This window comes from Klebsiella planticola ATCC 33531 (assembly GCF_000735435.1).
Lineage (GTDB): Bacteria > Pseudomonadota > Gammaproteobacteria > Enterobacterales > Enterobacteriaceae > Klebsiella > Klebsiella planticola.
Map to the genome: position 1 here is coordinate 432,388 of NZ_JMPP01000014.1, position 12,524 is coordinate 444,911.

The 12,524-nt window shown below is 56.3% G+C and carries 12 protein-coding genes; 4 read left to right on the forward strand and 8 right to left on the reverse strand.

Annotated elements, in window-relative coordinates; genetic code table 11:
- Window positions 1–27: 27 nt before the first annotated feature.
- From gntT to gntX, 3 genes are all read right to left on the reverse strand, one after another.
- Entirely contained in the window at window positions 28–1,344 is a 1,317-nt protein-coding gene (gene gntT, locus GRPL_RS19355) for a gluconate transporter (RefSeq protein ID WP_032690438.1), read from the reverse strand.
- A 347-nt stretch (window positions 1,345–1,691) separates the two neighbouring features.
- Window positions 1,692–2,267, reverse strand: a complete 576-nt coding sequence (gene nfuA, locus GRPL_RS19350) for a Fe-S biogenesis protein NfuA (RefSeq protein ID WP_032690439.1) — start codon at window positions 2,265–2,267, stop codon at window positions 1,692–1,694.
- Between the two features lie 58 nt (window positions 2,268–2,325).
- Complete coding sequence (gntX, locus tag GRPL_RS26580; RefSeq protein ID WP_072010663.1) at window positions 2,326–3,000, reverse strand: DNA utilization protein GntX; 675 nt, start codon at window positions 2,998–3,000, stop codon at window positions 2,326–2,328.
- 37 nt (window positions 3,001–3,037) lie between these two features.
- Between gntX and bioH the strand changes: the two genes are divergently transcribed.
- On the forward strand, window positions 3,038–3,820 hold the full coding sequence (gene bioH / locus GRPL_RS19345) for a pimeloyl-ACP methyl ester esterase BioH (protein WP_032696903.1): 783 nt from the start codon (window positions 3,038–3,040) through the stop codon (window positions 3,818–3,820).
- Window positions 3,821–3,929: 109 nt separating this feature from the next.
- Window positions 3,930–4,199, forward strand: coding sequence for a YdgH/BhsA/McbA-like domain containing protein (locus tag GRPL_RS19340; protein ID WP_004868491.1), 270 nt, complete (start codon window positions 3,930–3,932; stop codon window positions 4,197–4,199).
- Between the two features lie 63 nt (window positions 4,200–4,262).
- Here the strand turns inward: GRPL_RS19340 and feoC are convergent, their stop codons facing one another.
- The 5 genes from feoC to greB all read right to left on the reverse strand — a co-directional run bounded on the left by feoC (window position 4,263) and on the right by greB (window position 10,397).
- Window positions 4,263–4,499 (reverse strand): [Fe-S]-dependent transcriptional repressor FeoC, encoded by a 237-nt coding sequence (gene feoC / locus GRPL_RS19335; protein ID WP_032690442.1) that lies wholly within the window; start codon window positions 4,497–4,499, stop codon window positions 4,263–4,265.
- Window positions 4,500–4,508: 9 nt separating this feature from the next.
- A complete protein-coding gene (feoB, locus tag GRPL_RS19330) occupies window positions 4,509–6,827 on the reverse strand; it encodes a Fe(2+) transporter permease subunit FeoB (RefSeq protein WP_032690443.1) in 2,319 nt (772 codons plus the stop codon).
- Window positions 6,828–6,856: 29 nt separating this feature from the next.
- The gene (feoA, locus tag GRPL_RS0125545; RefSeq protein WP_004868486.1) at window positions 6,857–7,084 is read right to left on the reverse strand and encodes a ferrous iron transporter A; all 228 of its coding nucleotides are present in this window, start codon (window positions 7,082–7,084) and stop codon (window positions 6,857–6,859) included.
- A 407-nt stretch (window positions 7,085–7,491) separates the two neighbouring features.
- Complete coding sequence (locus tag GRPL_RS19325) at window positions 7,492–9,822, reverse strand: Tex family protein (RefSeq protein WP_032698667.1); 2,331 nt, start codon at window positions 9,820–9,822, stop codon at window positions 7,492–7,494.
- A 101-nt stretch (window positions 9,823–9,923) separates the two neighbouring features.
- Window positions 9,924–10,397: a transcription elongation factor GreB gene (gene greB, locus GRPL_RS19320; protein ID WP_032690445.1), complete on the reverse strand. Its 474-nt coding sequence runs from the start codon at window positions 10,395–10,397 to the stop codon at window positions 9,924–9,926.
- Window positions 10,398–10,644: 247 nt separating this feature from the next.
- Here greB and ompR point away from each other — a divergent pair, with 247 nt between their 5' ends.
- Together ompR and envZ are read left to right on the forward strand one after the other, a co-directional pair.
- Window positions 10,645–11,364 (forward strand): osmolarity response regulator transcription factor OmpR, encoded by a 720-nt coding sequence (gene ompR / locus GRPL_RS19315; protein WP_001157751.1) that lies wholly within the window; start codon window positions 10,645–10,647, stop codon window positions 11,362–11,364.
- Window positions 11,361–12,524: two-component system sensor histidine kinase EnvZ (gene envZ / locus GRPL_RS19310; RefSeq protein WP_032698669.1), on the forward strand; the 1,164-nt coding region annotated here is incomplete at its 3' end. The genes ompR and envZ, both read left to right, overlap by 4 nt.

Sequence of the window (12,524 nt, forward strand, 5' to 3'; positions counted from 1 at the left end):
CCGGCCTTTTTTATGCTGACGTCTGGCTTACACCACCATCCCCAGCAGCAGACAGCCAACCAGGCCGCAGACTGAGATAATGGTTTCCAGCACCGACCACGACCGGATGGTTTCGCCGATGGTCAGGTTGAAGTATTCCTTAAACAGCCAGAAGCCCGGATCGTTCACGTGAGAGAAGATAACGCTGCCGGAACCAACCGCAATAACCATCAGTTCCGGGCTGACGCCGGTGGTGGCAATCAGCGGTGCAGCAATCCCGCCGGCGGTGATGGCGGCAACGGTCGCAGAACCGAGCGCAATACGCAGTACCGCCGCGATAGACCAGGCCATAAACAGCGGGGACATGTTGGATTCATGCATGATAGAGGCGATGTATTTATCCATGCCGCTATCCACCAGCACCTGTTTGAAGGCGCCGCCGCCGCCGATGATCAACAGCATCATGGCGATAATTTTGATCGAAGAGGTCAGCGTGTCGTTGATCTGCTCCATGGAACGCCCACGGTTCAGGCCGAAGGTGAACAGGGCGATGAGAACCGCAATCAGGGTCGCCATTACCGGGTCGCCGAAGAACTCGGCAACCGGCAGGAAGGCGTGGCCTTTCGGCAGGATCATCTCGGCAACGGCACGCATCGCCATCAGGATCACCGGTACCAGTGAAGTCCAGACGCTGACGCCAAAGCCCGGCATCTCTTCTTCGCTGAAGGTTTTCGGGTTGTGCAGCCCTTCCGGAATCGGCTTATCAATGCCTTTCAGGAAGCGAGCGAAAACCGGACCGGCAAGGATAACCGTCGGGATAGCCAGAATCGTACCGTACAGCAGGGTCTTACCCATATCAGCGTGGAAGATAGTGGCAATCGCCGTTGGGCCCGGGTGCGGAGGCAGGAAACCGTGAGTCACGGAGAGCGCGGCCGCCATTGGAACGCCGACGTACAGCAGCGGAATGCGGGCAGACGCGGCAATGGTGAACACCAGCGGCAGCATCAGCACAAAGCCCACTTCGTAGAACAGCGCGAAGCCGACGGTAAAACCGGTCAGCACGACTGCCCACTGGATGTGCTTTTTCCCGAACTTAGCGATTAAGGTTGTGGCAATTCGCTGAGCGCCGCCGCAATCCGCCAACAGCTTACCGAGCATAGCGCCAAAGCCCATGATCAGCGCGAGACTGCCGAGGGTTCCCCCAACGCCGTTTTTAATGGATACGATGACTTTATCCAGAGGCATACCTTGCATAAGTCCGACGGCGAGTGCCACCAGAACCAGAGCGATGAAGCCGTTCATCTTGAAACGGATCATCAGCAGCAACAGCAGGGCAACCCCGATAGCAACGATGACTAATGGCATAATTTACCTGGCCTTACATTTGTTATGGGTAACGTCAAATTTCAATTTTTTTCGTTTGCTCTGCCTGAGCCGGCAAACGGTGTGGCGCCATAAAATCGACTATCACTCCTGTAGGAAAGGATAGCTGGCTATTTTTATAGCAGCGGTGCCTGAAAGAGATGATACGGGTAACATATGCAGGTTGAGAATCACCCGTCGGGGTAAAATTTTAAATATGAGACTTAAGTCATACTCTTTCCCGGGTTTTTGCCGGGTGGTTCAGGGGGAAATGTTGTGCGGTAACATCGGCAGGGGCGGCCCGGCTGGGCAAATGCCGCCGGGCTTAACATCGGGAAGAGGGGGGGGACTTAGTAGTAAGAGTGCTCGCCGCGCTGGTGTTCGGTCAGATCGCGCACGCCTTTAAGCTCAGGGAATTCGTTGAGCAGCTGTTTCTCGATCCCTTCTTTCAGGGTCACATCGACCATTGAACAGCCGTTACAACCGCCGCCGAACTGCAGGATGGCCAGACCGTCTTCGGTGATTTCCATCAGCGTAACGCGTCCGCCGTGGCCGGCCAGCTGCGGGTTAATCTGTGATTGCAGCAGGTATTCAACGCGTTCCATCAGCGGAGCATCGTCGGAAACTTTGCGCATCTTGGCGTTCGGTGCTTTCAGCGTCAGCTGAGAGCCAAGCTGATCGGTAACGAAGTCAATTTCAGCGTCTTCCAGATACGGCGCGCTGAGTTCGTCGACATACGCAGTCAGTTGCTCAAACTTCAGCGCCGTGTCGGTGTCTTCCACCGCATCCGGTGGGCAATAGGATACGCCGCACTCAGCGTTTGGGGTGCCGGGATTAATCACAAATACGCGAATTTGTGTCCCTTCTTCCTGATTTACCAGCAATTTGGCAAAGTGCGCTTGTGCAGCATCGGAAATACGGATCATAGCGTTGGCCTAATAGTTGACTATTTTACTTGGTTATAATACGCCCATCAGCAGGGGTCTACAAGGTACGGCATATACACCATACCTGAACCGTCGCGGCGCCGTTTCGCAAAAGCAGGCGGGATATTTCAGCGACGGTGCTTCCGGTTGTGACGACATCATCCACAATGGCGATATGGAGGCCGCGCACCGATATTTCAAGCTGAAAGGCATTTTTCAGGTTCTGTTTACGCAAGCGTGCAGAGAGGTGGTGCTGGGTCGCAGTGCGTCGCTGGCGACGTACAGCGTCATGGTGCCAGGCGCACTGCAGCCAGTAAGCCAACGGTCGGCATAGCAGGTCGCTTTGATTGAAGCCTCGTCGCCATTGACGTCGCTGCCATAGCGGGACGCTGACGAGCCGGTCTGGTCGAGGGAATCCTTCCCTCTGGCGAACGCGTAATAGCAGCAGTCGTGCCAGCGCTGACGCCAGTTCCGGGCGACGGGAAAACTTAAGCTGATGGATCAAACCGCTCAGCGGTGGCCGGTAATCATTGACCGTCACCAGCCGTTGCCACGGCGGCGGATTCCGCAGGCAGCGGCCGCAGGGGACTCTGCTGACCGCTGCAGGCAGACCGCACCGTGGGCAAAGCGAATGGGTAAGCGCCAGCGAGGTCGCGCAGCAGGAGCAGATTCCCCAGTTGTCGATCGCCACCGGCATTTGGCATAGCCAGCATAAGCTGTGTGCTGTTAGCATATTTCACCTCGTAATGGTGGAAAGAGAACAGTAACTGATGAACGACATCTGGTGGCAAACCGTGGGGGAAGGAAATTGTCATCTTGTGCTCCTGCACGGATGGGGGCTGAATGCCAGGGTATGGGATTGCGTGACGCCGGAACTGGCCTCGCACTTTACGCTGCATCTGGTTGACCTGCCGGGATATGGTCGTAGCAGCGGCTTTGGCGCTCTGTCGCTGGAAGAGATGGCACAGCAGGTACTGAGCCAGGCCCCGGAGCAGGCTATCTGGCTGGGCTGGAGCCTCGGCGGGTTGGTGGCCAGTCAGATTGCCTTGCAACACCCCGGACGCGTACAGGCGCTGGTCACCGTGGCGTCCTCACCCTGTTTTGGCGCCGATGGCGACTGGCCCGGGATCAAAGCGGAGGTGCTAAGTGGCTTTCAGCAGCAGTTGAGCGAAGATTTCCAGCGTACCGTAGAGCGGTTTCTGGCGCTGCAAACGCTGGGGACGGAAAGCGCTCGCCAGGATGCCCGGGCGTTGAAAAGTACCGTGCTGTCGTTGCCGATGCCGTCCGCAGAAGTGTTGAACGGCGGACTGGAGATCCTTAAAACGGCCGATTTACGCCAGCCTCTGGCCGCAATCACCCTGCCATTCCTGCGGCTGTATGGCCGACTGGATGGCCTGGTACCGCGCAAAATTGTGCCGGTTCTGGATGCATTATGGCCGCAGAGTGAATCTATGGTCTTTGAAAAAGCGGCCCATGCGCCGTTCATCTCGCACCCGCAGGCGTTCTGTGAGCCGCTGGTGGCGTTGAAAAATCGCCTGCGCAATTATTTTTAGCCGGCTGTGGCAAAAATCCCGACCATAGCAATACTTAGGTTGTCACGGGGAGCATGCGTTTCTGTCGCCGCCGTGGCCTATAAAAACAACCTTATGGAGAGTTCAGGCTATGAAACTTATTACGGGTATTGTCGCATCTCTGGTGATTGGGTCCCTGTCTTTTGGCGCGTTTGCAGCGAAAGAGATTCAAAAAGATGAAGTGGCGTCAATGAAGCTGACGAAAATCGGCAGCATTACGACCTCAAAAACAACGTCACCGATGGATGCAAAGCGCGATCTGTCGAAGAAGGCGGATGAGCTGGGCGGCAAGTACTTTGTGGTGATTGCCGGTTCGAAAAACGAGAAAACCGTTCACGCTAACGCCGACGTCTACAAATAAGCAAAAGCGGGTCTCAGGACCCGCTTTGGTTTTATTGCTCAGAGGCTGATTGCCCAAGGGCGATCAGCGTAGCGCCCACCACTCTTGCAAGCAGGCTTTTCCCTCAGGGCAACTTTTGCAGCTGCCGGACAAACAGCCGTCCGCGTCTTCCGTTATACGCACGGCTTTCCCCATGGCTTCCAGACGACTCAGCATGGCCTCGACCAGCGGCTGCGGAGCATGCAGGTGAGCGCTGAGTTGTGTCGCCTGCATACGCCCCTGCAGGGCCAGCATATCGCGTACTTCAATCAACGACGCCATGATGACTCCTTAGTGACAATCGCCTGCCGGACTCTGACAGCAGGATGACGGCGTTTTACGCGTGGCCAGCAGAGAGATATCAACCCGGCTGCGTGCCCGGCGTAACAGAGCAAAGACCAGGATGTTAAACAGCACCACCGCCAGGATACACACCAGGCTGTAGCGCGGATGCTGGCTGAAACTCACGGTCTGGTAGTACAGCGTCGAGAGCGAGTAGGCGATGTTCAGTCCCCACAGGATGGAGAATGACATCCAGCCACGGCTGGATTCGCGAGCGATAGCCCCCATCACCGAGATGCACGGAATATAGAGCAGAACGAAAATCAGGTAGCTGTAGGCGGCGGCCGCGCTGCCGAATTTGCTGCCCATGACGCCCATGGCGCCGGTTTCCATTTCACCATCGCCTTTGCTGGCTTCGATAGGGTTAGCCAGGACGCTCAGGCTGAAGGTATCTTTCAGGCTCTGCCAGGTTTCGTCCAGCGCGGCCAGCAGTTCGTCGCCGAGGTGGAATTCCTGCGGATTAAACGCTTCGTTCTGAATGTCTTCGGCGGTGTAGAGCGTGTTCAGCGTGCCGACGACCACTTCTTTCGCCATTGCGCCGGTAAACAGCCCGACGGTGGCCTGCCAGTTGTCTTCATGCACGCCGATCGGTTTAAAAATCGGCGTGATAATACGACTGACGGAGGCCAGCGCCGAATCGTTAATGTTATCCACCAGCTTACCGTTGAGCGAGAAGCTGTTCAGGGCGCTAAGGAAGATACTGACGATGACGATAACTTTACCCGCGCGCAGCACAAAGCCTTTCAGCCGCTGCCAGGTCTGGATGACCAGGCTTTTGACATGCGGGACGTGGTAGACCGGCAGCTCCATCACAAACGGCGATGCTTCGCCGCGCATAATGGTGTGTTTGAGCATCAGACCGGTCAGGATAGCCATCACGATGCCGAGCAGATACAGCGAGAAGACCGCCAGCGCGCCATTCTGGCCAAAGAACGCGGCGGCGAACACGGCGAAGATCGCCAGGCGCGCGCCGCAGGACATAAACGGCGCCATCATGATGGTCATCAGGCGTTCGCGAGGCGCATCCAGCGTGCGTGCGCCCATGACCGACGGCACGTTGCAGCCGAAGCCGACAATCAGCGGAACGAAGGATTTCCCCGGTAGCCCCAGCGCCTGCATCAAGCGGTCCATGACGAATGCCGCTCGCGCCATATAGCCGGAATCTTCAAGGAAGGAGAGGAACAGATACATCATGCCGATTTGCGGGACCAGCGGCAGCACGGTGTTGATACCGCCACCCAGCCCCTGGGCAAGGAAAACGGTTAGCCAGTCCGGTAAATGCAGGGTATAGCCCAGCCACTGAATACCGTGAATAAAGATAGCCACGGACCCGGCGTCAAAGATGGGTTGTAATGCGCCGCCGATGTTGATCGCCAGCAGGAACATCAGGTACATGACAAATAAGAAGATGGGCAGCCCCAGCACGCGGCTGAGGATGATTTTGTCCATCGCTGTGGTGAAGCGGCTTGGCTCAGCGGTGAGCGTGTTGCTGACGGCATCGCAGATGGCGGCAATGCTCTGATAGCGGGCATCCGCGATATGCAGCGCCGGATCGTCAATTTCCGCGCTCAGATTTGCCAGGGCATCGTCGAGCTTATGCGCAGCGTTTCCGGCGTACTCGCGGCTGTAAATATCGCCCTCCAGCATCTGCAGACCCAGCCAGCAACGCTGACGCTGCGGGATCTCCCGCGCCATCTCCTGAGCCAGCTTTTCGGCTTCACGCAGCAGCGGCTGCGGGTAGTGCACCAGTTCAAGCGACGTATTTTGCTGGTGGCGGTCGACGGCCATTTTTAAGGCTTCGATACCGCGTCCGCGCGTCGAGACCAGCGGAATCACCGGGCAACCCAGGCGGGCGGCCAGCGCGTCAACGTCGATGCGGATTTTTTGCTTCTCGGCAATATCCAGCATATTCAACGCAACGATACAGGGGATGCCCAGCTCCAGTAGCTGCAGCGTCAGATAGAGGTTGCGTTCCAGATTTGAGGCGTCAACCACGTTAATCAGCATGTCGGCATCGCCGCTGAGGATATAGTGACAGGCAATCTGCTCATCTAAAGAGGTCTGTGAAGAGATCGTCGTCAGCGAATAGGTGCCGGGCAGGTCCACCAGCGTGACCTGGTGGTCAGTGGTGGTAAAGGCTCCTTCTTTGCGCTCGACGGTGACCCCGGCCCAGTTGCCGACGCGCTGACGGGCGCCGGTAAGCTGATTAAATAATGTTGTCTTGCCGGAGTTCGGATTACCAATTAAACCAAGAGTTAACTTTTTCATATTTCAGACTCTGCGTACCGGGTCAGGTGTTATTGTGCAACCGCTTCCAGTTCTATTAAATCGAGATCTTTTTTGCGTAATACCAGGCTTACACGCCGGGTTTCGATATGCACGGGATCGCCGAGCGGCGCGACGCGGACCACATTAAAAGAGGATCCTGGCAGCATTCCAAGGGACAACAGTTTCTGACGATAAGCCGGACTAATATCGCGAGAGAAACCCGTGATTTTCCACGCACTATCAGGAGTGAATTGCATAGGGCCTACCTGTAATCGCTAACTGAACGAGAGTTTACCGTGTGCGGTCATCGCGCAGCACCGGGGAGCATAGTCAACGGAGAAGAAGATATATTTACTATGAATGATGATAATGATAATGGTTTTTATCATCAATACATAAATGGTTTAATAATCGACATTTGCCGGAAATATACTGTTTTTTTGATATGACGCAAGGTCTGCACTGTAGCGATAAATAAGGGTAATATTTATTTTGTCATTTAATGTGTAATTAAGGTTTCATTGGTTAACAAAATGAAATCTTAATAAATAACTTATTTACTCGCCTGTATTAACCGGAGCTAATCGGTTTTCGGAGTATACCAACACGGGGTCAGAGAATAAGGGCGGGAAAATGGCCCCTGCAATGAGGGGCCGGGAAAAGATTAGCGTTTTTTACCCATGGCCGCTGCCAGCGCGTCCATCATGGCGCTGTTGCCAGCTGACTGCGCCTCACGGCCGCGCGGTTTAGCCGTCTTCGCCGCCGGGCGGTTGCCCTGCGCACGATCGCTCCCGCCGCCGCGCCGGGCGTTACTCTCGCCTGGCTGCTCGTCCAGACGCATGGTCAGTGCGATGCGTTTACGCTGCAGGTCGACCTCCATCACTTTAACCTGCACGATGTCGCCAGCTTTGACGACGGTATGCGGATCGTCGACGAATTTATTCGACAGCGACGAAATATGCACCAGACCATCCTGGTGTACGCCGATATCGACAAAGGCGCCAAAGTTAGTGACGTTGGTGACCGCACCTTCAAGTACCATGCCCGGCAGCAGGTCGTTCATGGTTTCCACACCATCGGCGAACTTCGCGGTTTTAAACTCCGGACGCGGGTCGCGACCAGGTTTTTCCAGCTCTTTGATGATGTCGGTGACGGTTGGCACACCGAATTTGTCATCGGTGAAGTCGGCCGCTTTCAGATGGCGTAACTCGCTGCTGTTGCCCATCAGATCGTTTAACGCCTGCCGGGTGGCGGCCAGAATGCGCTCGACGATAGGGTATGCTTCCGGGTGAACGGTGGAGGCGTCCAGCGGGTTGTCGCCGTGGTTGATGCGCAGGAACCCGGCGCACTGCTCGAAGGCTTTGGGACCCAGGCGGCTGACTTTCAGCAGCTGCTGACGGTTCTGGAACTGGCCGTTTTCATCACGCCAGGCGACGATGTTCTGCGCCATCATCCGCGTCAGACCCGCTACGCGGGTGAGCAGTGGCACGGATGCGGTATTTAGATCCACGCCGACGGCGTTAACACAGTCTTCGACCACCGCATCCAGCTTGCGCGCCAGCTGTGACTGGCTGACGTCGTGCTGGTACTGGCCCACGCCGATGGACTTCGGATCGATTTTAACCAGCTCGGCCAGCGGATCTTGCAGACGGCGGGCGATTGAAACAGCGCCGCGCAGAGAAACATCGAGGTCCGGGAACTCCAGGGCCGCCAGCTCGGAAGCCGAGTAGACGGAGGCCCCGGCTTCGCTGACGATCACTTTCTGCGCGGTGACTTTCGGGAACTGTTGCTGCACATCGAGGAAGAAGCGCTCGGTTTCGCGGGAGGCGGTGCCGTTGCCGATAGCAACCAGCTCAACGTTGTGTTTTTCACACAGCGCTGCGACGACAACCGCCGCTTTGGCAGCCTGTCCGGTGTGCGGATAGATGGTGTCTGTGGCAACCAGTTTACCGGTGCCATCTACCACGGCGACTTTCACGCCGGTACGCAGACCCGGGTCGAGGCCCATCGTGGCGCGCAACCCGGCGGGGGCGGCCATCAGCAGATCGTGCAGGTTACGGGCAAACACGTTGATGGCTTCATCTTCCGCGCGTTCACGCACGGTGCCCATCAGCTCGGTCTCCAGGTGCATCAGTACCTTGATGCGCCATGTCCAGCTGACAACCCCTTTGCGCCAGCTGTCGGCTACGGCGTGGTTCAACCGTAAACCGAGATGGTCGATAATAATCTGTTCGCAGTGGCTCTCTTTCGGCGGCTCGTCAAACTGCGGGTCGGCATTCAGGGCCAGCTGCAGGATGCCTTCGTTACGGCCGCGGAACATGGCCAGCGCGCGGTGCGAAGGGACGGTAGCGATAGGCTCGTGGTGATCGAAGTAGTCGCGGAATTTTGCCCCTTCCTCTTCTTTGCCGCTCACCACCGTGGCAACCAGGTGCGCATTCTTCCACAGGTAGTCACGCACCTTCGCCAGCAGCGCGGCATCTTCAGCAAAACGCTCCATCAGGATATAACGCGCGCCATCCAGTGCGGCTTTGGTATCGGCGACGCCTTTATCGGCATCGACAAACTTCGCGGCTTCTGTTTCCGGATCGTGGGACGGTTCGTTCCATAGCAGGTCCGCCAGCGGCTCCAGTCCGGCTTCAATGGCGATTTGCCCGCGGGTACGGCGCTTCGGTTTATAGGGCAGGTAAAGGTCTTCGAGCTCGGTTTTGCTCAGCGTGGTGGTAATCGCCTTTTCCAGCGCATCGGTCAGCTTGCCCTGCTCGCCGATCGACTTGAGGATGGATTGACGACGGTCTTCCAGTTCACGCAGATAACCAAGGCGGGTTTCCAGATTACGCAGCTGCGTGTCATCCAGACCGCCGGTGACTTCTTTACGATAGCGTGCGATAAACGGCACGGTGTTCCCTTCATCAAGCAGGCGAACGGCAGCTTCTACCTGTTCAGACCTGGCCTGAAGTTCACCCGCAATAATGCGGCAGAGCGAATCATTCATCATGTCTATTTCATCTTGTGGATCGAAAATCAGGGGATAGTTATACGGACTGGCACGGCAAAATGCCAGTCGTGACACGAGGCTCTCAGATTGTTCCGGACGCGCTATTTCACATATTCGATATTGTTGACGTACCAGCTGGCTTCGCCGGCGGGCGTGTTGACAACCGCCAGGTCGCCGACCTCTTTTTTCAGCAGCGCGCGGGCCATCGGCGAGTCGATAGAGATGTAGTCTTTACGTCCGAAAATTTCATCGTAACCGACGATGCGAAAGCGTCTGGTGTCGCCATCATCGTTTTCGATTTCAACCCACGCGCCGAAAAACACTTTGCCCTCCTGCTGCGGGGAGTAATCGACGATTTTCAGATTTTCCAGACATTTGGTGAGATAGCGTACCCGGCGGTCGATTTCACGCAGACGTTTTTTGTTGTACTGGTAATCAGCATTTTCGCTACGGTCGCCAAGGCTGGCCGCCCAGGTCACTTTTTTGGTGACCTCGGGACGCTCTTCACGCCACAAATAATCCATTTCTTTTTTAAGGTTTTCATACCCTTCACGGGTGATCAGCGGCGTTTTCATTTATCGTTCTACCTTCTGATTGTCGGACACGGTGCGCGGCGATGTGCGGTTGCGCACAATTCGTAGTGCGTAATAATACCGACAGGATAAATAATGTGTCTTATGATTAAATGTATACTTAAGCTGCTGTTAAATATGCTTTGTAACAATTTAGCCTGGAATATATACCAGATTTAGCTGGTCGGCGACCCGGGCTTTTTTGAGAATACGCACTGACAATTGCAGTGAACCTTTGGGAGTATAAACAATGCAAGAGAATTATAAGATTCTGGTTGTCGACGACGACATGCGCCTGCGTGCGCTGCTCGAACGTTATCTGACCGAGCAAGGCTTCCAGGTTCGAAGCGTCGCCAACGCTGAACAAATGGATCGTCTGTTGACTCGTGAGTCCTTCCACCTGATGGTACTGGATTTGATGCTGCCGGGCGAAGATGGCCTCTCCATTTGTCGTCGTCTGCGTAGCCAAAGCAACCCGATGCCGATCATTATGGTCACGGCGAAAGGGGAAGAGGTTGACCGTATTGTGGGCCTCGAAATCGGTGCGGATGACTATATTCCAAAACCGTTCAACCCGCGTGAACTGCTGGCCCGTATCCGCGCCGTGCTGCGTCGCCAGGCCAATGAGTTGCCGGGTGCGCCGTCGCAGGAAGAGGCGGTCATCGCCTTTGGTAAATTCAAGCTGAATCTCGGCACCCGCGAGATGTTCCGCGAAGATGAACCGATGCCGCTCACCAGCGGTGAATTTGCGGTACTGAAAGCGCTGGTGAGCCATCCGCGCGAGCCGCTTTCCCGCGATAAACTGATGAACCTCGCTCGCGGTCGTGAATATTCCGCGATGGAGCGTTCCATCGATGTACAAATCTCCCGCCTGCGCCGCATGGTCGAAGAGGACCCGGCACATCCGCGTTACATCCAGACCGTGTGGGGGCTAGGCTACGTCTTCGTACCGGACGGCTCTAAGGCATGAAACGCGTGCGCTTTTCGCCGCGAAGCTCGTTTGCTCGCACCCTGTTATTGATTGTCACCTTGCTGTTTGTCAGCCTGGTGACGACCTATCTGGTGGTGCTGAATTTTGCGATTCTACCGAGCCTCCAGCAGTTTAATAAGGTGCTGGCATACGAAGTGCGTATGCTGATGACCGATAAACTGCAGCTGGAGGATGGTACCCAGCTGGTGGTACCGCCGGCGTTTCGCCGCGAAATTTATCGCGAGCTGGGCATTTCGCTCTATTCCAATGAAGCGGCGGAAGACGCAGGCCTGCGCTGGGCGCAGCATTATGAGTTTTTAAGTCAGCAGATGGCGCACCAGCTCGGTGGGCCAACCGAAGTGCGGGTCGAGGTTAACAAAAGCTCCCCCGTGGTGTGGTTGAAAACCTGGCTGTCGCCCAATATTTGGGTACGCGTACCGCTGACGGAAATCCACCAGGGCGACTTCTCGCCGCTGTTCCGCTATACCCTGGCGATTATGCTGCTGGCGATCGGCGGCGCCTGGCTGTTTATCCGTATTCAGAACCGGCCGCTGGTCGATCTTGAACATGCGGCGTTGCAGGTCGGGCGAGGCATCATTCCGCCGCCGCTGCGGGAGTACGGTGCATCCGAAGTGCGTTCGGTCACCCGGGCCTTTAACCACATGGCCGCAGGCGTAAAACAGCTGGCAGACGATCGTACGCTGTTAATGGCCGGCGTCAGCCACGATCTGCGTACGCCGCTGACGCGTATTCGTCTGGCGACGGAGATGATGGGGGAAGAGGACGGTTACCTTGCCGAGTCGATCAATAAAGATATCGAAGAGTGTAACGCCATCATCGAGCAGTTTATTGATTACCTGCGCACGGGCCAGGAGATGCCGATGGAGCTGGCGGACCTTAACTCCGTGCTGGGTGAGGTTATCGCGGCAGAAAGCGGTTACGAACGTGAAATCGCGACGGACCTGCAGGCCGGCGAGATTCCGCTGCGCATCCATCCGCTCTCTATCAAGCGTGCGCTGGCTAATATGGTGGTTAACGCCGCGCGGTATGGCAACGGCTGGATTAAGGTCAGCAGCGGTAGCGAAGCCAGCAGCGCCTGGTTCCAGGTTGAGGATGATGGTCCGGGGATTAAGCCGGAACAACGCGAGCATCTGTTCCAG